Below are 20,615 nucleotides of genomic sequence, written 5' to 3'. Positions count from 1 at the left end.
TACGCCCTTCGCGCCGGGCAAACACCCGGCGTCCTCCGCCGAACCCCCTCCGGCAGGAAGTACTTTTCGTCATGTGAATATGTGCCGAACACGACCGATGCCCGGCGACTCATTTTGTAGGGCTGTGGATGTCTTGGCGGCAAGGGTTGTGGCGTAAAAAAATTGAAATAATGGCGCTTGACTCAGCCAAGCCCGCAGAAACGCTTTCATCTCCAATCAAGGGGCTGAAATGACCGCATATTTTCACCACTGGTGAAACGAATCGGCGGGATTCCTTGGCTTTACCGCTATTGCGTCACGATTTTGACACTCTGCTGCAACGCAGCAAAAAGGGCCGCCCCGATCCGGGACGGCCCTTTGCGTCTGTTACGCCCCGGTTACAGGGGCGAATCGCTATGCGCGAATCAGAGTGCGGCGACGCGCTTGGTCAGCCGCGACAGCTTACGCGAAGCGGTGTTCTTGTGGAGCACGCCGCGTGCAACGCCGCGCGCCAGTTCGGGCTGCGCATTGCTCAGCGCCGTCTTGGCGGCATCCTTGTCGCCTTCGGCGATGGCGCTTTCGACCTTCTTCACGAAAGTGCGAATGCGACCCAGGCGGTTGCCGTTGATTTCGGCCCGGCGCTCATTGCGGCGGATGCGCTTGCGGGCTTGCGGCGTATTGGCCATGCTCAATCCTTGTCTGGCCGCCCTGACTGCCGGACGGCAAATTCTGTTCAAATCCGAGTATGGGTAAAACCCCATGCGGAACGGCGGCGAAAGCACACCGACCGCAAGAAAGCGCGGCGCATAGCGGCGCTTACCCGAATCGTCAAGCGATCCGGTAAAGTGGTAGTGTCTCAGTTTGAATTTAGACCCAGCCGATCACACCGCGAATCACTTGTCCAATGCAGAAACCCGATTTGACGGATGCCAGCCGCAGTCTGTACTATGCTTAGCGTAAAGCATGGAGGCGATATGGCAGACGAGTTCCTACAAAGTATGAGGCAGGAGCGTAATGCGCTTTGGAACTTGGTGCAGTCGCGCCCAACCGAAGACTGGGCCTTGGAGCGGGAGCGCATATCAGAGTTAGATATCTGCATCCGAGAGCATGTGGAGCGGTCTCGTGCCTAAAGGCCCACATGGAGAGAAGCGTCCAGCCGATGCCATCGGCCTTGCCGTGAAGATCGGTAAGATCGCCACTGGCGAGATAGAGGACGAGCGCGAAGAACTATCCAGCGCTGCCGCCCAGCTTGGGAGCAAGGGCGGCAAGAAGCGCGCGGAGAACATGACGCCGGAGAGGCGAAAAGAGATCGCCCGCAAGGCCGCGGAGAAGCGTTGGGGTCATTCCTCTTCGACGAAGGGCAGCTGAAGTGTGCTGCCGCGCTTCGGTAAAGCCGTATCGAGCATGAGCTTAAATTGCCCCCAATTCCTCGACGCTTTCATTAAGGTAATCACAGCATGAAGGTGCTGCGCCAACGCCGGATGACCAATGTCCTCAGTCAATAACTGGTGCAGTTTCCCCTTCTTTTTCCCAGTCTCTCCCTTTGGCATCCGGTTCTCCAGCTCCTCCCTAATTCCTGGCGCAAGCCGCTCGTAAACAAAGTCGTTTGTATATCCCGCGACAGCCTGCGGTGGATTGAACCTGCGCCCGCGCCATTCCCAGCCGCGCAAACGGTAAATCTCTTTATAAAAATCATCCGGGAAGCGCTTTGCCCAAGCTGCCAGTTCTTTTAGTAGGAACGCATCTAGGATTTCCTGCAATGCGTGGCGTTGGCGGACTTCCTGAAATCCCGTCGCCTCGTCGACCAAGGCCACGATACCGACCTCGGCCAGTGCGCGGATGAGAGTGTCCGCAGCGGTAATCATCCCCTCGTAGCGCTTCGGGATTTTCCCGTTTTCCTTCAGGCTTGCATCCCTGAACTGAAGATAGGTCTCGGCGACCCACTTCAGTGACTTTGCGTTATACCCAACGCCCTTCCCACCCTTTCTAGTCCGGTAAAAGATAGGCTTCGTCGACTCAATCAACTCATTGGTAATAAATGGTTTTAGGACCTCAGCTTGCAGAAAGAAGGGCAGTTCGTCGACCGTGGAAAGAACGCCCGTTCCCGCCTTTGGCGAGCGCGACCGACCAAGGGCGCGGAGAAAGGTCGCTTGGGTGATGATGCGAGTTTCATCACGAAGAACCGCCGCAGCAAGTTCAACCGACCCAATTCGGAACGTGCCCTCGAAGTCAGCAATTGGCAGATCAGCCGTCCATCGCGCCATTGCCGCTCGTTTCGCGATTTCGCTTCGCTCCTCTTTTGAGAGGGCCTTTGCGCGGGCGGCTCCGCCTAACGATTGGGGGGACGAATCTGACATCTGCGGGATTCCTGCTTGCTGAACCTATCTTGCAAGCATATGCTTGCTGGGTTCAATTTGCAAGCATTGGTGTGATTATGTCGATTATGCTTGACGCTAAGCATAAAAGTTCATATCAAAATCATATGAACAAGCTACCCATCGAGAAGCGCCGTCAAATACTAGCCATGCTGGTCGAGGGTTCGTCCATGCGGTCGATCAGCCGCGTGGTGGACGTGTCGATCAACACGGTTTCCAAGATGCTTGTTGACGCGGGCAATGCTTGCATCGTCCTTCATGGTGAACTGGTGAAGGACGTGACCGCCTCGCGCATCCAGTGCGATGAAATCTGGTCGTTCTGCTACGCCAAGCAAAAGAACGTCGCGAAGGCGAAGGATGCCCCGGCTGAAGCGGGCGACGTTTGGACGTGGACCGCCATCGATGCCGATACGAAGCTGATCGTGTCCTATCTCGTCGGTGGTCGCGATGCTGACTACGCAATGGAGTTCATGGACGACCTACGCGCCCGTCTCGCCAATCGCGTCCAGATTACCACCGATGGCCACCGCGCTTACCTTGAAGCTGTCGAGGGCGCGTTCGGCGGCGACGTGGACTACGCGCAGCTTGTAAAGGTCTATGGTCAGGCACCGGAAGGCCAGCGCCGCTACAGCCCGCTCGAATGCGTGGGGGCCTACAAGCGCATCGTGGAGGGCAATCCTGACATGGCCCACGCATCAACCAGTTACGTCGAGCGCCAGAATCTGACCATGCGCATGTCGATGCGCCGCTTCACCCGGCTCACCAATGGCTTCAGCAAGAAGTATGAGAACCACGTTCACGCGCTGGCGCTCTACTTCATGCACTATAACTTTTGCCGCATCCACAAGAGCCTGAAAGTGACCCCAGCAATGGCCGCTGGGGTCACCGACACGCTTTGGACACTGGACGATGTAATCGCGAAGATTGACGAGATGAATCCCGCTCCGGCAAAGCGCGGCCCCTACAAGAAGGGGGCCAAATAAGGGGATTCTTTTCCTTCCTCGCTGTGCTATGTGGCGCACCATGGAGCGAAAAGATGGAATATATCCAACCCGATAGCATTGCGGATTATCTGATCGCAGAGTGCCGCGAGCGTGGGGAAAACCTGACAAACCTGAAGCTTCAGAAGCTTCTATATTACGCCGACGCTTGGAGCCTCGCTCTCAGCGATGAGCCTCTTTTTGCCGAGGACTTCAAGGCTTGGGTTCACGGGCCGGTACTGCTTTCGCAGTATCATCGCTTTAAAGACAATAAGTGGAGACCGATAGTCGTTGACATCGATCGCCCGAAAATCGACGAAAATCTTGCCGTATTTCTGGACGAAATTGTCGATGTTTTTGGTTGTGAATCGGCGGTTGCCCTTGAACTCATGACTCACCGAGAACTGCCTTGGCTGGAAGCGCGTGGCGACCTTGCCCCCTCAGAGCCGTCAACAGCTTCAATTTCAAAGGAAACGACTAGGCTCTTTTATCGCTCGATGAACGATGGTTAGGAAGAGAGGCGGGCACCCTCAAAAGACCGATCATGGCGTTACAAAGGGACCAGTTCCAAACCCAAATCTTCGATTTTCATTCCGCCTTTTCGATTGCGCCGACCAAGAAGTCTGCCCTCCCCAGTTTAAAGGGGGTTACGTTCAGATTCTTATGGATCGGCTGAAGTCGTTATCGACATGGACTGTCAACGAATTTGCCAGTGGTGGCACTAAGGCGCTCCGCAATCATCCGATCAAGTGGGAGGATACCGCGAGACCGAATGGCTTCAATCTCCCCGAACAGTACGAAGCCTATACGCCTTTCCAGTTTTCACTGTCGGTAAATGAGTGGGGCCGAGTCCACGGCTTGTTGATCGACGACACATTTTACGTAGTCTGGCTCGACCAAGACCATCGCGTCTACCCCAAGAAAGATTGAGCGTTAATCGCATGAATCGATAACCCAAACCCCGCTCACAAAGCTGCGGCTGGGGCAAGGCTCAATTATTTTCAAACTGAGACACTACCGGTAAAGTAAAGACCCGCGCCATCCCCGCCAAAGCGCTTGCCCCATCCGCGCCGCGCGGGCAAGGCGCGTTGCGATGTTGTCGCCCGAACGCCTGAACCGCTTTGCCCGCCACATCGTCCTGCCCGAAGTCGGCGGGGCGGGACAGGCGCGGCTGGCCGCATCGCGCGTATTGCTGATCGGCGCGGGCGGCGTGGGCAGCCCGGCACTCCAGTATCTTGCCGCCGCCGGGATCGGGGCGATCACGGTGGTCGATTGCGACGCCGTCGATGCCAGCAACCTGCAACGCCAGACGATCTTTGCAGAAGCCGATATCGGCGCGCGCAAGGCCGAGGCCGCCGCGCGCTGGATCGCAGCCTTCGATTCGCAAGTCGCCGTCGCCGCGCACGACATGCGGATCGATACCGACAATGCCGCCGCGCTGATCGCGGGCCATGACGTTGTCGTCGACGGCAGCGACAATTTCGCCACTCGGCTGGCGGTGTCCGACGCCTGCGTCGCAAGCGCCGTACCGCTGACCAGCATCGCGGTTGGACGCTTTCAGGGACAGGTCGCGAACTTCGCTGGGCACTTACCGGGCCAGCCGTGTTATCGCTGCTGGGTCGGCGATGCTTTCGATGCCGATGACTGCGACACCTGTGCCGCCGACGGGGTGCTGGGCGCGTTCGTGGGCATGGCGGCTTCACTGGGCGCGATGCAGGCGATCCGCGTGCTGCTCATCGGCGCCAGCGACCTTGGCGATCCGCAATGGGGGCAATTGCACCTGATCGACGGGTTGAAGCCGGGGCTGCGCACGGTGCGCGTGCCCGCCGATCCGGGCTGCCGCGGCTGCGGCGCGGCCTAGGCGAACCTCGACAATGCGCGCCATCGCCCACATATCGGATTCATGAGCGACAAGACCGAAACCGCGCCGACCGGCATCTCCGAACGGCTGGAACCGCTGGTGCGCCGCGTGCTTGCGCCCAATCCCTCGCCCTTTACCTTTACCGGCACGCAGACCTATCTGGTCGGCACAGATACCGATGTCGCGGTCATCGATCCCGGCCCCGACGAGGCGGAGCACCTGCATTCGCTGAATGCCGCGATCGGCCAAGCCCGCGTGGTCGCGATTATGTGCACGCACACCCACCGCGACCATTCGCCCGCCGCCGCGCCGCTAAGCGCCATGACCGGCGCGCCTATCATTGGCTGCGCCCCGCTGGTCATCCAGACCGACGCCCCGCGCGCCGATGCACCCTTCGACCAGAGCTATAGCCCCGACCGCGTGCTGACCGAGGGCGAGACCGTCGGCGGCGAAGGCTGGACCCTGCGCGCGCTGGAAACGCCGGGTCATACGTCGAACCATCTCTGCTTTGCGCTGGAGGAAAGCGGCGCGCTTTTCACGGGCGACCACGTGATGGGCTGGTCTACTTCGGTCGTCGCGCCGCCCGATGGCGACATGGCGGGCTATATGGCGTCGATGGAGCGGCTCTACGAACGCGACGACCGCATCTATTATCCCGCGCACGGCCCCGCCGTGACCAAGCCCAGGCAACTGGTGCGCGGCATGATCGGCCACCGCCGTCAGCGTGAACGGCAAATCCTGACCCGGCTGGCCGACGGGCCCGCCGCAATCCCGAAGCTGGTCGAAACGATGTATGTCGGACTCGATCAAAGACTGGTCCCCGCCGCCGGCCAATCGGTGCTGGCCCACCTGATCGACCTTGAACGCAAGGGTAAGGTCGGGCGCGAAGGCGATTGCTGGCAGCTCGCCGCTTGACGGCGTTAACCTTGCCGGCTTTTCCCGGCCCCGTACCTGCGATATGCTGAGCGCCAGATTGGGGCATACAACGGGGGGATGGTATGGCATCGCTTAGCCCGACCAAGGCAGAACCACTTTATGGTGAGCGGGGGGAGCGCAAGATCTTCCTGATCCTTGCGATCATCGCCATCATTATCGTCGCAGGTTTCAGCGTTCAGCTGGCCCTTGGCCGGTCATCGTTCGATGTTCCGGTGATCTATCATATCCATGCCTTCGTTTTCTTCGGCTACCTTGCGCTCTATCTGGCGCAGAACGCGCTGATCGCGGGAAACCGGGTCGACCTGCATCGCAAGCTGGGGTGGATTTCAGTTGTCTGGGTGCCGCTGATGGTCGTGGTCGGCATCTTGCTGATGCTGACGGTTTTGCAGCGCACCGGCGGGCCGTTCTTTTTCGCGGTCAACGTCTTCCTGTTCAGCAATACTGCGCACCTGTTGTGCTTTGCGGTTCTAACGATGGTCGCGGTGCGACAACGGCGTTTTACCGGCTGGCACCGCCGCTTGATGCTGTGCGGAATGGCGATCCTCGCCGGACCGGGTCTGGGCCGTCTGATTCCGCTGCCATTCCTGATCCCCTATGCATGGCACGCGATGATCGCCGCCGTGCTGCTGTTCCCGATCGCGGGGATGGTGGCGGACAAGCTTCGCTACAACAAGGTCCACCCCGCGTGGTACTGGGGCATCGGCGCATTTCTGGCATTTCAGGCGGTGGCCGACATCATGGCTTTCAGCGACTGGGGCAAGCAGGTGACCGCCGACTATGTCGCAGGCACGCCGGGCGGCCAACGCCCGATGGCCGCCTTCCTGCCACCGGGTTTCTGACCGCACAATCGCGCAACGCCCTTGATCGCGGGGCCTTCGCGCGCCATCTCGGCGGCGGAGACGAAAGGACCGCATGTGACCGCCCAGAACACCCAAAGCCTCGCCGGACTCGACCTGCGTGCAGAGATCGAACGCCTGCGCAAGGAACGTAACGCGGTGATCCTTGCGCATTATTACCAAAAGCCGGAGCTGCAGGACCTTGCCGACTTCGTGGGCGACAGCCTTGAACTGAGCAAGAAGGCGGCGGCCACCGATGCCGACGTCATCGCGTTCTGCGGCGTAAAGTTCATGGCGGACACGGCGAAAATCCTGTCGCCGGAAAAGATCGTGGTCCTGCCCGATCTGGATGCCGGGTGCAGCCTTGAAGACAGCTGCCCGCCCGAAAAATTCAAGGCTTTCCGCGAGGCGCACCCCGATCACATCGCGCTGACCTACATCAACTGCTCGACAGAGGTGAAAGCGCTGTCCGACGTGATCGTCACCAGTTCCAGCGCGGAAACCATCCTTCAGCAAATCCCCGAAGACCAGCCGATCATCTTCGGCCCCGACCGGCATCTTGGCGGATACCTGAACCGCAAGTTCAACCGCGACATGCTGCTGTGGCCCGGCGTGTGCATCGTGCACGAGGCGTTCAGCGAGACCGAGCTACTGAAGCTGAAGGAACAGCATCCCGAAGCGCCGATCGCCGCGCACCCGGAATGCCCGCCGCACATCGTCGATCATGCCGACTACGTCGGCTCGACCAGCGGCATCCTGCAATTCGCCAAAACGATGCCGGGCGACAAACTGATCGTCGCGACCGAACCGCACATTATCCACCAGATGGAAAAGGCACTGCCCGAAAAGACCTTCATCGGCGCGCCGGGTGCGGACGGCAACTGTAACTGCAACATCTGCCCCTACATGGCGCTCAACACGATGGAAAAGCTCTACATCGCGCTGCGCGATCTGGAGCCACGGATCGAGATCGAGGAAGGCCTGCGGTTGAAAGCGAAGCAGAGCCTCGACAAGATGATCGAGATGGCGAGTGGTACGATCGGCAAAGGCGATCTGGGGCGGGCGTAAGCCCCACAAGGGGCACGAACCCCGCCCCCGTGCGTTAGCCCCATCGTGACCGCGCGCCTTTTCAGTCTCTGGAACCGCATAAACGCCAGCTATTGGTTCTGGCCCGCCGTGTTCTGCATCGGCGCGTTCCTGTTGGCGCTCGGCTCGATCCATCTCGACCGCAGCGGTGCGGCGGAGATGATCGCGTCTAATTCCGCCCTCGTCCCCGCGCGGCCCGATGGGGCCAGCACGATGTTGCAGGTGATCGCCGGGTCGATGATCGGGGTTGCCGCTGACGTGACCCCCAGCTTTCCCCCAGCTGGGATTAGAGCCGGGCGGTTGTTTTGCGCATAAGCGCGGTTGAAGCAATGGCCTGCGTAGCGGAGCCCGTAGGGCGTAGCGAAGCAGGCCATTGCTTATTCAGTTCGGCGGCGAACGCCGCCGGTGTTGCGTAGCCAAGCGATGAGTGCGGTCGCTCCCGGTTGTAATCATCCACCCAGGCAGCGATCTCGACACGGGCATGGGCCATGCTCAAGAACAGCGTCTCGTTGAGCAGTTCGTCCCGCATGCGACCGTTGAAGCTCTCGACATAGCCGTTCTGCATCGGCCTTCCGGGCGCGATATAATGCCACTCGACGCCGATCTCGCCGCACCATGCCAGCACGGCGTTGCTGGTGAGCTCGGTTCCGTTGTCGCTGACGATCATGCCGGGCTTGCCACGCTGGGCGATCAGCTCGGTCAGCTCGCGAACGACACGGCGACCAGAGATCGACGTGTCCGGCACCGCTGCCAGGCACTCCCGGGTCACGTCATCGACCACGTTGAGCACACGGAACCTCCTGCCCGACGCCATCTGGTCGTGCACGAAGTCGAGGCTCCAGCGCTGGTTCGGCAGGGCCAGAACCGGAGCAGGAGATCTGGTCCCGACAGCACGCCTGCGGCTGCGTCGCCGCCTCACCGCCAGACCCTCCTCCTTGTAGAGCCGCTGGGTCTTCTTCCGGTTGATCATGATCCCCTCACGGCGCAGCAGGATATGCAGACGGCGATAGCCGAACCGGCGGCGCTGGTTGGCCAGCTCGCGCAGCTTCTCACGCAGACCCGCATCATCGTCCCGGGTGGAACGGTAACGCACGCTCTTGCGATCGGCATCGATGACACGGCACGCCCGCCGTTCGCTCATCCCGTGGCAGGCCTGGAGATGAGCGACAGCTTCCCGCTTGGCGGCGGGCGTCAGAACTTTTTTGCCAGAAGATCCTTCAACGCGGCCTGGTCCAACATGGCATCGGCGAGCAACCGCTTCAGCTTCGCGTTCTCGCTCTCGAGCTCCTTCAGTCGGCGGGCATCGGACACCTCCAGCCCGCCATACTTCGACTTCCAGTTGTAGATCGTCGCTTCCGACACTCCGTGTCGCCGGGCCAGGTCAGCGGTCTTCGCACCCGCCTCAGCCTCCTTCAGCACACCGATGATCTGCTCTTCGGAAAACCTCGTTCTCTTCATCTCGTCCGTCCTTCTGTAAGGGCCGGACTCTAATCCAAATTGGAGGAAAATCAGGGGGTCACGTCATCGCCACCGTCTTTTCGATCACCATCGCCGCCGTCGCCTATGCCAGCGGCACTTATGGCCCGCGCCTCCTGACCAATTTCATGGAGGATCGCGGCAACCAGCTTTCGCTCGCCAGTTTCATCGGCACATTTGTCTACGCGATCATGATCCTGCGCGCCGTGCGGGCCGAGAACGAGGTGCCGACGACCATCCAGGATGCGATGGCCAGCGACATTCCCGGGTTTACGCCGCAATTGTCGCTGCTGTTAGCGACGGGCATGATGCTCGTATCTGTCGCCGTGCTCGTTTACTTTCTGAACCACATTCCCAACTCCATCCGCATCAACGTGGTGCTGGAACGGATCGGCGAACGCCTGATCCGCAAAATTCGCAACCGCTTTCCAGAGAATGGCGACGGAGAAGCCGACGACCTGCCTGAGGGCGGCACCCCGGTCGCGGCAAGGCGCAGCGGCTATGTCGAGGTGATCGACCATTCCGGTCTGGACGACATTGCGAAGGACCATAACCTGCGCATCGTACTGGAACGACAGGCAGGCGATTTCGTGCACCCGACGGTCAGCCTTGCCCGCTATGTCGGAACGGACGGCGAGGAGGACATTGCCGAACGGATCGAGCAATGCTTCGTCCTGTCCGGCCTGCGCACGCCGCAACAGGACTTGCGCTTCCTTATCGACGAATTGGTGGAGATTGCCCTGCGCGCGCTTTCCCCCGGCATCAACGATCCCTTCACCGCGATCACCGCGCTGCACTGGCTGGGCGCGGCGACGGCGGAACTGGGCCGCCGCGAACTGACCCGCGCGCCCGACGATTTCGACAAGGACGACAAGCGACGGGTCTATCCGATGCACCTCGATTTCGCGGACTATGTCTCGGTCGGCTTCGGATCGGCCCGATCAGCGGTGGCGGCCAGCCCAAAGGCGACGCTGGAGGCGTTCGACACCCTGCTCGATTGTGCGCGTTCCATCCGTCAGGACCGCGTCGTCGTGATCCGCCACGAAATTGACCGATTGATGGATCAGGCCGCCGGAGAGCTATCGGGCCCGGACCTTGCGCTGGTCCACGACCGGCACCGCGAAATCAAACAGGCTCTGGCTTAGGCCCCTTCACCGCCCGCGGTTCCGCAACGCGCGCCATTACCAGCGCCGTCGCCATCAGAACCATGCCCACGAAATCGAGCGTCGACAGCGTTTCGTCAAAGGCCAGCCATCCGGCCAGAGAGGATATCGCGGGCTGGGTCAGCAGCGCCAGCCCGATGACCAGCGGACGGAACCAGCCGAGCGAATAGACCAACGCCCCCTGCCCCAGAACCTGACTGCTGAGCGCAAGCGCAAGCACCGGCGTCCAGTCGCCCGGCCAGATCGTCTCGCCCATCAAAAGCGCAATTGCGATCATTACCGGCGCCCCGGCCAGCGAGGACAGGCCCAGCAGGCTCCACGATCCAAGCCGCCCGCGAATATGCCGCAGCATCAGGATGTAGAAGGCATAAAACAGCCCGGCGAGCAGGCAGAACAGGTCGCCAACCAGATAGCGGGTGCCGATTTCCAGCGATCCGCCCATCAACAGTCCCGCACCGCCCAGTGCGCACCCGACGGCCAGCAATTCGGCGATCCGCGGCCTGCGCCCCGCCGACACCAGAGCGAACACCACAATGATCACGCTGCCCGCATTGCCGAACAGAGAAGCATTGCCCAGCCGGGTTCGTTCGATCCCGAGATGCCAGCTGGCCAGATCGAGCGCGAAAAACACCCCCGCACCGATGGCCATCCAGACGCCTGCGGCACCCAGCCCCGACATTCCGAACGAAGCGCCCCGCTTTTCGCGAAAGGCGAAGATCAGGATCACCGGCAGCGCCAGCGTCAGCCGCCACCAGCCCGCTGCGACCGGCCCGGTATCGGCGAGCCGCACCAGCCACGGCCCCAGTGCCAGCGCCACATTGCCAACGAGCAGCAGCAAGAGCCGCCACAGGCCCGCCGCAGGTTTCGCATCCGTCATCGATGTTGGGCCCGCTCAGCCCTCGTCGGGCGTCTCGACGGGCTCCGGCTCTTCACCGGCGGATTCGTCGGTTGCCGGCTCGTCGGGGGCGTTGGCAGCGTTCGTCGCCTCTGCCGCAGGTTCGTTCCCGTCGATCGGCGCGTCTTCCAGTGTCTCGCCTTGCGATCGCAGCTGGTCTAGCGGAATCATCGCGTCGCTGATCGATCCTTCCAGCACTTCGCCCTCGGCCTGACGACCGTCGCTCGACGGATCGGGCGCGTCGCTGCCGCATGCGGCCAGCGTCAGGGCCAGCACGGCAACGGTCAGGGCAGGGAAAATCGTGCGCATCGTTAGTCCTTCGGGCAAGGCTTGGTCAGGCGTTCGAAAAAGGCATCGGCATGGCGGGCCAGCGCCGCATCCCAATCGTCCATCGCAACGTGGTGGCCCAGCCGTTCCATGCTGGTCACGCCATATTCGGAAATGCCGCAGGGCACGATGCCGGTAAAGTGCGAAAGGTCGGGCGACAGGTTCACCGAAAACCCGTGCATCGTGACCCAGCGCCGGACGCGCACACCGATCGCGCCGATCTTTGCCTCTCGCCCATCGATGTCGCGGGTCCAGATGCCGATCCGACCCTCCGCGCGCCAGCCCTCTACACCAAAGTCGGCCAGCGCATCGATGACCCAACCTTCCAGTGCATGTACATAGCCGCGCACGTCGCGCGCCCGCTTTGACAGGTCGAGCAGGACATAACCGACCCGCTGGCCCGGCCCATGATAGGTATATTCACCGCCGCGCCCCGCACTCACCACGTCGAAACGCGGGTCCAGCAGGTCCGCCGCCTTGGCACTGGTGCCGGCGGTATAGACGGGATCGTGCTCCAGCAGCCAGACCAGCTCCTTCGCCGTGCCAGCGTGAATTGCGGCATTGCGCTCCTGCATTTCGGCCAGCGCATCGCGATAGGGCACGCGCGCGGTTTCGCGCCGCCATTCCAGCGTCTCGCTATCGGTAGCAAAGGCTGTGCCTGACGTCATGGCCGCATTGCGTGGCGGCAAACGCCGTGCCAATCAAGGGGCATGAACGATATCGACACTGCGAATACGCAAGGCAGCCCCCCGCCCCGCTTTGACGCGGGCAAGGCGTGGAACCGGGCGATGGCACTGGTGAAGGCGAACAAGGACCTGCTCCTGGTCGTAGCGGGCTTGTTTTTCTTCATCCCACAGATGCTTATGACGATTCTCGTGCCTCAGCCCGACGCTGGTCTGGAGGGTGAGGCCGCGGCACAGGCGGCGCTGGATATCTTCGGCACGTGGTGGCCGCTGATCCTGATCGCGATGGTGGTGCAGATGTTGGGCATGCTGGCAATCATGGTCGTCCTGCTCGACCTGCGCCGCCCGACCGTGCGCGAGGGGATTCGCGCGGCGCTAAAGGCTTTGCCCGCCTATTTCGCGGCAACGTTGATTCTAGGGGCTGGTGTCGGGCTTTTTGCCTTGTTGATCCTCGTGCCCATCATGCTGGCGGCAGGGCAGACCGGGGCGGCGCTGGCGATCATTCCGATCATTGCCATCGCGATCTGGGTCAACGTGCGCACCCTGCCGCTGGGGCCCGTGGTCGCCGCAGAGCGTATCACCAACCCATTCGACGCATTGCAGCGCAGTTGGCGGCTGACGCTGGCCAACGGGCCGCGCATCCTGATGCTGGTCGGCCTGTTCCTGATCGCTGCGCTGGTCGTGTCCATCGTGGCCACTGCGGTGCCGGGATCGATCCTGATCGCCGTGCTGGGTCAGGAAACCGGCGGCGGAATCGTCGGCGTGATCGAAGCGCTGGTGAGCGCGGTGCTGATGACGATGTGGACCGTGCTGCTGGTCGCCAGCTATCGCCAGCTGGCCGCCTAGACCGCTGCGGTTTCCAGCGCCTTGGCGGGGACGGCTTCGGCAGCGACGGGCGCTTCGTCCTTCCAACCCCAGAACAGCTTGCAAGGCAGGACGTTCAGCGCTTCGAATCCGCTGGAGATGCGGGCAAAGCGCCGCGCCATGAAATCGCGCGCTTTGGCTGAGAATTGATAGACCAGAAAAGCCCCGCCGGGGCGCAACACCTTGTGCGTGGCATCGACGATGGCCGGGCCGACCCCTTCGGGCAGGGTCGAGAAAGGCAAGCCGGACAGCACGTAATCCGCCCCGTCATGTCCATGCGCGGCGATGATCGCCTCTACATCGGCGGCGGACCCCAGCACGGCGGAGAAGCGCCCGTCCGTAATCGTCTTTTTCAGGTAATCGATATAGAGCGGGTTCGTATCGATCACGATCAGTGCCCCGTCGCGCGGCAGCTTGTCCAGCACCGGCTGACAGAACGTGCCCACGCCCGGGCCGTATTCGACGAAAAGCTTGCACCGATTCCAGTCCACCGGGCCCAGCATCTTGTCGATCGTAAAGCGCGAGGACGGGATGATCGACCCGACCATGACCGGGTGCTGGACGAAGCCTTTGAAGAAGACTCCCCAAGGTCCCAGTCTCTTATGGCCAAGCATCCGTTGAAGGCCGCGTTTGGCTTTGCGCGAGACGCTGTCTTGCGCCAGTTCAGTGCCTGTCATCTAGGCTGGATACCTCTTATCGCCCCGTGATGGGGCCTTGGGTTGGCAAATCGCCGGATGCATTGCAAGGGTTGGCACGACCCATGCCCCGAAAGGCGACGAACCGTTGGCGCAGGGACTTCAGAGAATTTCGTGAACCTTGTCCTGCGGACGGCACAGGCGCGCGCCTTTGTCGGTTTCGACCAACGGGCGCTCGATCAGGATCGGGTCCGCCTCCATCGCGGCCAGCACGGTGGCATCGTCGGCTTCCGGCAACCCGCGCTCTTCCGCATCGGTGCCGCGCGTGCGCAGGCCCTGCTGCGGGGTGATGCCGGCGTCCTTGTAAAGCTGGCCCAGCTTCGCCGCGCTGGGCGGGGTCTTCAGGTATTCGACGACGGTCACGTCAACGCCCGGCGTCTCCTCAAGAATAGCAAGCGTCTTGCGAGAAGTTCCGCAGTTCGGGTTGTGCCAGATAGTCGCCTTCATTCTTCGCTCTCCACAGGTGCAGGTTCAGGTTCGATGGCTGGAACGTCCAGCGCCGCCTCCGCCGGGTCCAGCCCTGGCACGGGCAGCGCGTCCAGCCTTTCGCGGCTGCGGATCGCCCGACCGGCGCGTTCGATGGCGCGCAGGATGCGGGGGCCGGCCCCACAGGCGCATATGTTGGGGATCGATTGCGCGATCTCGTCACGGTTCGCGCGCGGGTTGCGCGCCAACAGGGCCGCGCCCGCCATCACCATGCCGGGCGTGCAGAACCCGCACTGGACCGCGCCCTCGGCCACCATCGCCTGTTGCAAGGGGTGCGACCTGTCGCCAGACAGGGCCTCTATCGTGGTGACGAAACGGCCTTCTACTTCGCCAAGGCTGACAAGGCAGGACCGGATCGCCTGCCCGTCGACTATAACGGTGCAGGCCCCGCAATCGCCATTGCCGCAACCGAACTTCGCCCCCGTCAGGTTCGCCGCATCCCGCAACGCATGGATCAGCGGCGTATCGGCATCCATCAGGAAGTGGACCGGACGGTCGTTGACGGTAAGGCGGGTCATCTCGCGCCGCTGTCTAGGCGAAGCCTAGGACGCCAGCAATCCCCGAGCGACCAGATCCCTCTTTAGCGCGGCGGCATCGTGGAAATGGTACACCTGCCACCCCAGACCCCGCGCGGCGGCGATGTTGGCTGGGTTGTCGTCAATGAACAGCGCAGTGGCCGGGTCGATGCCGAAACGCTCGGCGGCCAGGTCGAAGATCGCCGGATCGGGCTTGGCCAGCTTCTCGGTGCCGGAAACGACGATGTCGCGGAACCGGTCGAAAATCGGCTGGCCGCTGCGGAACTCTGCCCAGAAGCTGTCGGCAAAATTGGTTATGGCGAACAACGGCACACCGGCATCGTCCAACCGCTCCACCAGTTCCAGGCTGCCGGGGACAGGGCCGGGGATGCTCTCGACGAATCGCGTGGCATAGGCATCGATCAGATGCGCGTGATTGGGGTATTGCAGCTTCTTTTCGGCAATCATCTCGGCCAGATCGCGCCCTGCGTCATGCTCGAAATGCCAAGCCTCTGTCACCACGGTCGAGACGAACCATTCCAGTTCGTCCGGATCGTCGATCAGCTTGCCATACAGATACCGCAAGTCCCACCGGAACAGCACCCGCCCGACATCGAAAACCACCGTTTCGACCATGCAACCCTCCAACGCAAAAACGCCGCCCGAACCGGACGGCGTCACATCACCGAACTGGGATTGTGGTGTATTTCGTTTCCGGGTGGAGCGAGGGTGGTATCGGCTCGAGACCCGGCGCGCAGCGACCTACTGGTCGTGAGCACCGGAAGCTCGTGACGGTGCCTCCCGCAGCCCTCCCGGGAGCGAAAGACGCCGCAATCAGCCCTGGCGGGCTTTGAAGCGGCGGTTGGTCTTATTGATCACATAGGTGCGGCCACGACGGCGAATCACGCGGTTGTCGCGGTGGCGGCCCTTGAGCGACTTGAGGCTGTTGCGAATCTTCATGGTCTGTTTCCGTCGATTGTCAGTTACGGGCCGCAGCCGCCAGATGGGGCGCATCCCGGTAAAATCAAGGCTGGGCCGTTAGGGGGGCACGCCCGCGAAGTCAAGCGATTCACCCGCGCGGATTGCGATCGGGCTACCCCTTGGCGCGAATCCCGGTCAGCTTCTTCTCCCACGCCAGCGCATGGCCGATGATCTCGGCCAGATCGGCGTGCTGCGGCTGCCATTCGGTGGTCGCCAGAATCCGGCTGTTGTCGGAAACGAGGCTGGGCACATCGCCCGCGCGGCGCGGTTCCTGTCGGCGCGGCACTGGCTGGCCGACGACTGCGTCCACCGCGTCCAGCACTTCCAGCACCGAATAGCCCCGGCCATAGCCGACGTTCATGGTCAGGCTCCGCTCCGGCTCAGCAATCAAGGCTTCCAGCGCATGAACATGCGCATCGGCAAGATCGGAAACGTGGATGTAATCCCGCACCCCGGTCCCGTCGGGCGTGGGGTAATCGTCGCCGAACACCGCGACATGATTGCGCTTGCCCAGCGCTGCCTCAACCGCGACCTTGATCAGGTGCGTTGCCCCCGCCGTCGACTGGCCCGACCGCGCGCGCGGATCGGCGCCCGCCACGTTGAAATAGCGCAGCACGCAATGGTTCATCGGGTGCGCCCGGCTGACGTCGGCAAGGATGCGCTCTGTCATCAGCTTGCTCATGCCATAGGGGTTCACCGGGGTCAGCGGATCGTCCTCGGTCAGCGGCTTCAGCTCGGGTTCGCCATAGACGGTGGCAGTGGAGCTGAAGATAAAATGCTTCACCCCGCCATCCAGCGCCGCCTGCATCAGCGTGCGGCTCTTGGCCGTGTTGTTCTCGTAATACTTCAGCGGGTTCTCGACCGATTCGGGTACGATGATCGATCCGGCGAAATGCAGGATCGCCTGTGTGCCTTGCTCTGCGAATATACGCGCCAGCAGTTCGCTGTCGGCGATGTCGCCCCGATACAGCGGCACGCCATCGGGGATCGCCCATTCGAACCCGGTCGACAGGTTGTCGATCACCGCGACCGGCCAGCCCTTGTCGCGCAGCGCCAGCACCGCGTGGCTGCCGATGTAACCCGCTCCGCCCGTAACCAGTACCGGTACCATGCCTTCGCCTTGCGCCCCTACGTTCGTGGTGTTGCGCGGAATGGGTAACGAGAGCGGCCCCGCTGCGCAACGCACCCGAAAGCCTATGCCCCTTTGTTGCCGTTTCCTTGCAAGACGCGCCCGCTTGGCGCAAAAACGGGTGATACGGGATTAACTTTCCTGATAGCGCATGCCGCCGCATCGCGGCAAAGGATCGGTCGCACGATGAAACGCCACTTGCTGATTGCCGGGCTTGTCGCCCCCTTCTTCCTCTCTGCCTGCGCCTCGCCCACGGGGCCGGTGGAGGTGACTCGCTTTCACGCGCCCGAAAAGCTGAGCCTGTTGGGCCGCGGGGCCATTGCGGTCGAAGCCGGACCGGGCATGGACGCGGATTCGCTGGAACTGAAAAGCTATCGCGCCGCCGTGGGCCGCGAACTGGTGAAACTGGGCTATAGCGAGGTCGCCGCTGGCGAAGGCGCGCAAGTCGCCGAAGTACGCATCCGCCGCGCGATCCTGACGGCGGAACGCGAAGGCGGGCCGGTCTCGGTCGGCGTCGGCGGTTCGACAGGCAGCTACGGTTCGGGCGTCGGGGTTGGCCTTGGCATCGATCTTTCCGGCAAGCCGAAGGATCAGGTGATGACCGAACTGGCCGTGGTTATCCGCCAGCGTCTGACTGGTGAGCCATTGTGGGAAGGCCGCGCCCAGTTCGCGGTAAAGCAGGGCGCGCCGCTGGCCGAAACGCAGCTTGCCGCCGCGCGGCTGGCAGAGGCATTGTTCACCGACTTTCCCGGCGAATCGGGCGAGACATTCGAGGTCAAATAGCGAGAAATGAAGGGGGCAATCCGCATCGACGCCGCTTTCGATAGCGGGAATATCGAGGTTCTGTCGGTCAAGGACACGACCGCCATGCTGGCCATCCGCAAGGATGCCGAAAGCGATTTCTACCAGTGGTTCCACTTCCGCGTCTCTGGCGCGGAAGGGCGCGAACTCACGTTGAAGATTACCGGCCTTCAAAACAGCGCCTATCCCGGCGGCTGGCCCAACTACAACGCCTGCGTTTCGGAAGACCGGGTAGACTGGCGCCGCGCGCAATCGAGCTATGACGCGAAAGAAACCGGCGGCACGCTGACGATCACGTATCGTCCGGCAGGCGACATCGCATGGTTCGCCTATTTCGCTCCTTATTCGATGGAGCGGCACCATGATCTGATCAGCCGCACCGCAGTCGCACCCCATGTCTCGCACCGGGTGCTGGGCCACAGCCTCGAAGGCCAGCCGATCGATTGCCTGACAACCGGAAACGGCCCGAAGCAGGTCTGGCTCTACGCGCGGCAGCATCCCGGCGAATCGATGGCCGAGTGGTGGATGGAGGGCGCGCTTGCGGCGCTGGCCGATCCCGACGACGCGGTCGGCATAGCCTTGCGCAAGGCGGCGACACTGCATCTGGTGCCGAACTGCAACCCTGACGGATCGTGCCGGGGTCACCTGCGCACCAATGCAAAGGGCGTGAACCTCAACCGCGAATGGCACGAACCCAGTGCTTACCAATCGCCCGAAGTGCTGGCGATCCGGGGCGCGATGGACGTTACCGGCGTGGATTTCGCGATGGACGTGCATGGGGACGAGGCGATTCCGCATGTCTTCATCGCCGGGTTCGACGGTATTCCCGGCATCACCGCCGCGCAGCAGGAAGACTACGCCCGCTATCTCAACCTGCTGAAGCAGGCGACGCCCGATTTCCAGACCGCGATGGGATACCCCACCGCCGCACCGGGTAAGGCGAACCTGTCGATGAGCACCAACCAGGTCGCGCATCGCTTCGGCTGCACCGCGATGACGCTGGAAATGCCCTTCAAGGACCACGACGACGCGCCCGATCCCGAACGAGGGTGGAGCCCGGAGCGGTCGAAGGCGCTGGGCCGTGCGTGCCTATCGGCGCTGAACGAGTGGCTGGACGAACAGGCCTGAGGCTTTCCAAAAGTTACCGTTAAGGATTTGGTAGGATTTGGGGCGCATCATCGCCCCATGGCCCAGAAAATCGCCCGCGCAGTTGCCTATCCCCTCCGCCATCGGCGGGAGAGTGCGATCGCGTCTGCCCGCATCGCGATCGTCTGCGGCAGCGCGCTGGCCCTGATCATGGCCGGCCCCTCGCTGCCCTTCTGATCCCCTACATCGCGGTTCCCTTGCAGGCGCACCTGCGCTAGTCGCGGCGCATGCCCACACCGCTCGACCTCGCACAAACACTGATTGCCTGCCCCAGCGTCACGCCCGCCACCGGGTCTGTGTTCGACGCTTTGGAAGGCATGCTTACCCCGCTGGGCTTCACGGTCACGCGCACGGTGGATGGCGAAGCGCCGGACGATGCTGACGGGGGAGGGCCGGTCGAGAACCTGCTCGCCATTCGCGCCGGCCCCGAAGGCAGCCGACACTTCGCCTTTGCCGGGCACCTCGACGTCGTCCCGCCGGGCGAAGGATGGCACACCGATGCCTTCGCGCCGGAGATTCGCGGCGACCTGCTTTACGGGCGCGGCGCGGTGGACATGAAGGGTTCGATCGCCAGCATGGTCGCGGCAGTCGCCGCAATCCCGGCGGACGCAGGCACGATCAGCTTCCTCATAACCGGTGACGAGGAAGGCCCCGCTCGACACGGCACCGTCGCACTGATGCAGCATATGGCCGAGGCAGGCGTTGCGCCCGACCTGATCCTTGTCGGCGAACCGACCAGCGTGAACCGGCTTGGCGACATGATGAAGATCGGGCGGCGCGGGTCGGTGAACATCTTTTTGGGCGTCGACGGCACGCAGGGTCACGTCGCCTATCCGCATCTGGCCGACAATCCCGCGCCCAAACTGGTCGCGATGCTGGCCGAACTGGACGCGCTGGTGTTGGACGAAGGGACCGACTGGTTCCAGCATTCGAACCTTGAGATTACCGAGATGGCCATCGGCAATCCCGCACACAACGTGATCCCGGCCAAGGCAGAGGCGCGCATCTCGATCCGCTTTAACGACCTGCATTCGGGCGCATCGCTGTCAAAGAAAGTCACTGAGATCGCCGAACGGCACGGCGGCTGGGCGCGCCCGATCATCAGCGGCGAACCGTTCCTGACCGAACCTGGTGCGTTTTCCAACATGCTGGCCGATGCGATCCGCGCCGAAACCGGGATAGAGCCCGAACTGTCGACCAGCGGCGGCACCTCCGACGCGCGGTTCCTGAAGAACATCGCCCCGGTGATCGAATTCGGCCTGTGCAACGCGACGATGCACAAGCGGGACGAGGCGGTGGCGGTAGCCGATCTGGACACGCTTGCCCGGATTTACGAACGGGTCGCGCGGGCCGCGCTGGCCGGATAAGCCCCGCGCCCTTGCGGGCAGACCGGATGGCGGG

General features: G+C 62.5%; 27 protein-coding genes. 15 read left to right on the top strand and 12 right to left on the bottom strand.

Annotation, left to right across the window (positions count from 1 at the left end; all coding sequences use genetic code 11):
• Positions 1-404: 404 nt before the first annotated feature.
• Positions 405-665 (bottom strand): 30S ribosomal protein S20, encoded by a 261-nt coding sequence (gene rpsT, locus AB433_RS02040; RefSeq protein ID WP_047819721.1) that lies wholly within the window; start codon positions 663-665, stop codon positions 405-407.
• A 436-nt stretch (positions 666-1,101) separates the two neighbouring features.
• Here rpsT and AB433_RS02030 point away from each other — a divergent pair, with 436 nt between their 5' ends.
• Positions 1,102-1,347 (top strand): RNA-binding protein, encoded by a 246-nt coding sequence (locus tag AB433_RS02030; protein ID WP_047823088.1) that lies wholly within the window; start codon positions 1,102-1,104, stop codon positions 1,345-1,347.
• Here AB433_RS02030 and AB433_RS02025 read toward each other — a convergent pair.
• Complete coding sequence (locus AB433_RS02025) at positions 1,320-2,336, bottom strand: P63C domain-containing protein (protein WP_047819719.1); 1,017 nt, start codon at positions 2,334-2,336, stop codon at positions 1,320-1,322. The genes AB433_RS02030 and AB433_RS02025 overlap by 28 nt on opposite strands.
• A gap of 125 nt (positions 2,337-2,461) precedes the next feature.
• Here AB433_RS02025 and AB433_RS02020 point away from each other — a divergent pair, with 125 nt between their 5' ends.
• The 8 genes from AB433_RS02020 (at position 2,462) to AB433_RS01985 (ending at position 8,368) form a co-directional block, all read left to right on the top strand.
• Complete coding sequence (locus AB433_RS02020; RefSeq protein ID WP_047819718.1) at positions 2,462-3,337, top strand: DDE-type integrase/transposase/recombinase; 876 nt, start codon at positions 2,462-2,464, stop codon at positions 3,335-3,337.
• Positions 3,338-3,390: 53 nt separating this feature from the next.
• Positions 3,391-3,846 (top strand): Panacea domain-containing protein, encoded by a 456-nt coding sequence (locus tag AB433_RS02015; RefSeq protein WP_047819717.1) that lies wholly within the window; start codon positions 3,391-3,393, stop codon positions 3,844-3,846.
• A gap of 151 nt (positions 3,847-3,997) precedes the next feature.
• Positions 3,998-4,264: a hypothetical protein gene (locus AB433_RS20965; RefSeq protein WP_047819716.1), complete on the top strand. Its 267-nt coding sequence runs from the start codon at positions 3,998-4,000 to the stop codon at positions 4,262-4,264.
• A 163-nt stretch (positions 4,265-4,427) separates the two neighbouring features.
• Positions 4,428-5,195 (top strand): HesA/MoeB/ThiF family protein, encoded by a 768-nt coding sequence (locus tag AB433_RS02005; protein ID WP_179944951.1) that lies wholly within the window; start codon positions 4,428-4,430, stop codon positions 5,193-5,195.
• Positions 5,196-5,237: 42 nt separating this feature from the next.
• The gene (locus AB433_RS02000; protein ID WP_047819715.1) at positions 5,238-6,110 is read left to right on the top strand and encodes an MBL fold metallo-hydrolase; all 873 of its coding nucleotides are present in this window, start codon (positions 5,238-5,240) and stop codon (positions 6,108-6,110) included.
• Positions 6,111-6,193: 83 nt separating this feature from the next.
• Positions 6,194-6,970, top strand: a complete 777-nt coding sequence (locus AB433_RS01995) for a hypothetical protein (RefSeq protein WP_047819714.1) — start codon at positions 6,194-6,196, stop codon at positions 6,968-6,970.
• A gap of 75 nt (positions 6,971-7,045) precedes the next feature.
• Complete coding sequence (gene nadA / locus AB433_RS01990; protein ID WP_047823085.1) at positions 7,046-8,035, top strand: quinolinate synthase NadA; 990 nt, start codon at positions 7,046-7,048, stop codon at positions 8,033-8,035.
• A 45-nt stretch (positions 8,036-8,080) separates the two neighbouring features.
• Entirely contained in the window at positions 8,081-8,368 is a 288-nt protein-coding gene (locus AB433_RS01985; RefSeq protein WP_169749292.1) for a DUF2254 family protein, read from the top strand.
• On the opposite strand, the gene AB433_RS01980 is transcribed toward AB433_RS01985, so the two are convergent.
• Positions 8,340-9,511, bottom strand: a protein-coding gene (locus AB433_RS01980; RefSeq protein ID WP_156170644.1) for an IS3 family transposase whose coding sequence is annotated in 2 segments (ribosomal slippage) — positions 8,340-9,259 and positions 9,259-9,511 — 1,173 coding nt in all. Because the reading frame shifts where the segments join, the coding sequence is not laid out codon by codon here. The genes AB433_RS01985 and AB433_RS01980 overlap by 29 nt on opposite strands.
• A 32-nt stretch (positions 9,512-9,543) precedes the next feature.
• On the opposite strand from AB433_RS01980, the gene AB433_RS01970 reads away from it, so the two are divergent.
• Positions 9,544-10,674, top strand: a complete 1,131-nt coding sequence (locus tag AB433_RS01970) for a DUF2254 family protein (protein ID WP_082134750.1) — start codon at positions 9,544-9,546, stop codon at positions 10,672-10,674.
• Here AB433_RS01970 and AB433_RS01965 read toward each other — a convergent pair.
• The 3 genes from AB433_RS01965 to lipB are packed head-to-tail and all read right to left on the bottom strand — an operon-like array spanning position 10,655 to position 12,582.
• A complete protein-coding gene (locus AB433_RS01965; protein WP_047819711.1) occupies positions 10,655-11,569 on the bottom strand; it encodes a DMT family transporter in 915 nt (304 codons plus the stop codon). The genes AB433_RS01970 and AB433_RS01965 overlap by 20 nt on opposite strands.
• 15 nt (positions 11,570-11,584) lie before the next feature.
• Complete coding sequence (locus AB433_RS19280; RefSeq protein ID WP_053058933.1) at positions 11,585-11,896, bottom strand: hypothetical protein; 312 nt, start codon at positions 11,894-11,896, stop codon at positions 11,585-11,587.
• Positions 11,897-11,898: 2 nt separating this feature from the next.
• Complete coding sequence (lipB, locus tag AB433_RS01955) at positions 11,899-12,582, bottom strand: lipoyl(octanoyl) transferase LipB (protein ID WP_082134749.1); 684 nt, start codon at positions 12,580-12,582, stop codon at positions 11,899-11,901.
• A gap of 42 nt (positions 12,583-12,624) precedes the next feature.
• Here lipB and AB433_RS01950 point away from each other — a divergent pair, with 42 nt between their 5' ends.
• Complete coding sequence (locus tag AB433_RS01950) at positions 12,625-13,443, top strand: hypothetical protein (RefSeq protein WP_047819709.1); 819 nt, start codon at positions 12,625-12,627, stop codon at positions 13,441-13,443.
• Here AB433_RS01950 and AB433_RS01945 read toward each other — a convergent pair.
• The 6 genes from AB433_RS01945 to galE all read right to left on the bottom strand — a co-directional run bounded on the left by AB433_RS01945 (position 13,440) and on the right by galE (position 17,249).
• Positions 13,440-14,138, bottom strand: a complete 699-nt coding sequence (locus tag AB433_RS01945; protein ID WP_047819708.1) for a class I SAM-dependent methyltransferase — start codon at positions 14,136-14,138, stop codon at positions 13,440-13,442. The two genes, AB433_RS01950 and AB433_RS01945, sit on opposite strands and share 4 nt — an antisense overlap.
• Positions 14,139-14,258: 120 nt before the next feature.
• Positions 14,259-14,603, bottom strand: coding sequence for an arsenate reductase (glutaredoxin) (arsC, locus tag AB433_RS01940; protein ID WP_047819707.1), 345 nt, complete (start codon positions 14,601-14,603; stop codon positions 14,259-14,261).
• The gene (locus AB433_RS01935; protein ID WP_047819706.1) at positions 14,600-15,160 is read right to left on the bottom strand and encodes a (2Fe-2S)-binding protein; all 561 of its coding nucleotides are present in this window, start codon (positions 15,158-15,160) and stop codon (positions 14,600-14,602) included. The genes arsC and AB433_RS01935 overlap by 4 nt, the downstream gene beginning before the upstream one ends.
• Positions 15,161-15,184: 24 nt before the next feature.
• Positions 15,185-15,793, bottom strand: a complete 609-nt coding sequence (locus tag AB433_RS01930) for an HAD family hydrolase (RefSeq protein ID WP_156170643.1) — start codon at positions 15,791-15,793, stop codon at positions 15,185-15,187.
• Between the two features lie 198 nt (positions 15,794-15,991).
• The gene (gene ykgO, locus AB433_RS01925) at positions 15,992-16,117 is read right to left on the bottom strand and encodes a type B 50S ribosomal protein L36 (protein ID WP_004210176.1); all 126 of its coding nucleotides are present in this window, start codon (positions 16,115-16,117) and stop codon (positions 15,992-15,994) included.
• A gap of 133 nt (positions 16,118-16,250) precedes the next feature.
• Positions 16,251-17,249 (bottom strand): UDP-glucose 4-epimerase GalE, encoded by a 999-nt coding sequence (gene galE, locus AB433_RS01920; protein WP_047819704.1) that lies wholly within the window; start codon positions 17,247-17,249, stop codon positions 16,251-16,253.
• A gap of 204 nt (positions 17,250-17,453) precedes the next feature.
• Between galE and AB433_RS01915 the strand changes: the two genes are divergently transcribed.
• Genes AB433_RS01915 through dapE form a run of 4 tightly spaced genes read left to right on the top strand, consistent with a single transcriptional unit; the run spans position 17,454 to position 20,581 of the window.
• Positions 17,454-18,050 carry a hypothetical protein gene (locus AB433_RS01915; RefSeq protein ID WP_047819703.1) on the top strand — a complete coding sequence of 199 codons (597 nt, stop codon included), beginning with the start codon at positions 17,454-17,456 and terminating at the stop codon, positions 18,048-18,050.
• A gap of 6 nt (positions 18,051-18,056) precedes the next feature.
• The gene (locus tag AB433_RS01910; RefSeq protein WP_047819702.1) at positions 18,057-19,196 is read left to right on the top strand and encodes a M14 family metallopeptidase; all 1,140 of its coding nucleotides are present in this window, start codon (positions 18,057-18,059) and stop codon (positions 19,194-19,196) included.
• A 57-nt stretch (positions 19,197-19,253) separates the two neighbouring features.
• Entirely contained in the window at positions 19,254-19,391 is a 138-nt protein-coding gene (locus tag AB433_RS20305) for a hypothetical protein (protein ID WP_156170642.1), read from the top strand.
• Positions 19,392-19,441: 50 nt separating this feature from the next.
• A complete protein-coding gene (dapE, locus tag AB433_RS01905) occupies positions 19,442-20,581 on the top strand; it encodes a succinyl-diaminopimelate desuccinylase (RefSeq protein ID WP_047819701.1) in 1,140 nt (379 codons plus the stop codon).
• The last annotated feature ends 34 nt before the right edge of the window (positions 20,582-20,615 follow it).

The organism is Croceicoccus naphthovorans (assembly GCF_001028705.1).
GTDB classification, from domain to species: domain Bacteria; phylum Pseudomonadota; class Alphaproteobacteria; order Sphingomonadales; family Sphingomonadaceae; genus Croceicoccus; species Croceicoccus naphthovorans.
This window is presented reverse-complemented; position numbering and strand designations above follow the sequence as displayed.

Bases quoted from the DNA above. Each gene is read 5' to 3' on its own strand.
- rpsT (WP_047819721.1), bottom strand. From the start codon at position 665: ATGGCCAATACGCCGCAAGCCCGCAAGCGCATCCGCCGCAATGAGCGC.
- AB433_RS02025 (WP_047819719.1), bottom strand. From the start codon at position 2,336: ATGTCAGATTCGTCCCCCCAATCGTTAGGCGGAGCCGCCCGCGCAAAG.
- AB433_RS02020 (WP_047819718.1), top strand. From the start codon at position 2,462: ATGAACAAGCTACCCATCGAGAAGCGCCGTCAAATACTAGCCATGCTG.
- AB433_RS02015 (WP_047819717.1), top strand. From the start codon at position 3,391: ATGGAATATATCCAACCCGATAGCATTGCGGATTATCTGATCGCAGAG.
- AB433_RS20965 (WP_047819716.1), top strand. From the start codon at position 3,998: ATGGATCGGCTGAAGTCGTTATCGACATGGACTGTCAACGAATTTGCC.
- AB433_RS02005 (WP_179944951.1), top strand. From the start codon at position 4,428: ATGTTGTCGCCCGAACGCCTGAACCGCTTTGCCCGCCACATCGTCCTG.
- AB433_RS02000 (WP_047819715.1), top strand. From the start codon at position 5,238: ATGAGCGACAAGACCGAAACCGCGCCGACCGGCATCTCCGAACGGCTG.
- AB433_RS01995 (WP_047819714.1), top strand. From the start codon at position 6,194: ATGGCATCGCTTAGCCCGACCAAGGCAGAACCACTTTATGGTGAGCGG.
- AB433_RS01965 (WP_047819711.1), bottom strand. From the start codon at position 11,569: ATGACGGATGCGAAACCTGCGGCGGGCCTGTGGCGGCTCTTGCTGCTG.
- AB433_RS19280 (WP_053058933.1), bottom strand. From the start codon at position 11,896: ATGCGCACGATTTTCCCTGCCCTGACCGTTGCCGTGCTGGCCCTGACG.
- lipB (WP_082134749.1), bottom strand. From the start codon at position 12,582: ATGACGTCAGGCACAGCCTTTGCTACCGATAGCGAGACGCTGGAATGG.
- AB433_RS01950 (WP_047819709.1), top strand. From the start codon at position 12,625: ATGAACGATATCGACACTGCGAATACGCAAGGCAGCCCCCCGCCCCGC.
- AB433_RS01945 (WP_047819708.1), bottom strand. From the start codon at position 14,138: ATGACAGGCACTGAACTGGCGCAAGACAGCGTCTCGCGCAAAGCCAAA.
- arsC (WP_047819707.1), bottom strand. From the start codon at position 14,603: ATGAAGGCGACTATCTGGCACAACCCGAACTGCGGAACTTCTCGCAAG.
- AB433_RS01935 (WP_047819706.1), bottom strand. From the start codon at position 15,160: ATGACCCGCCTTACCGTCAACGACCGTCCGGTCCACTTCCTGATGGAT.
- AB433_RS01930 (WP_156170643.1), bottom strand. From the start codon at position 15,793: ATGGTCGAAACGGTGGTTTTCGATGTCGGGCGGGTGCTGTTCCGGTGG.
- ykgO (WP_004210176.1), bottom strand. From the start codon at position 16,117: ATGAAGATTCGCAACAGCCTCAAGTCGCTCAAGGGCCGCCACCGCGAC.
- galE (WP_047819704.1), bottom strand. From the start codon at position 17,249: ATGGTACCGGTACTGGTTACGGGCGGAGCGGGTTACATCGGCAGCCAC.
- AB433_RS01915 (WP_047819703.1), top strand. From the start codon at position 17,454: ATGAAACGCCACTTGCTGATTGCCGGGCTTGTCGCCCCCTTCTTCCTC.
- AB433_RS01910 (WP_047819702.1), top strand. From the start codon at position 18,057: ATGAAGGGGGCAATCCGCATCGACGCCGCTTTCGATAGCGGGAATATC.
- AB433_RS20305 (WP_156170642.1), top strand. From the start codon at position 19,254: ATGGCCCAGAAAATCGCCCGCGCAGTTGCCTATCCCCTCCGCCATCGG.
- dapE (WP_047819701.1), top strand. From the start codon at position 19,442: ATGCCCACACCGCTCGACCTCGCACAAACACTGATTGCCTGCCCCAGC.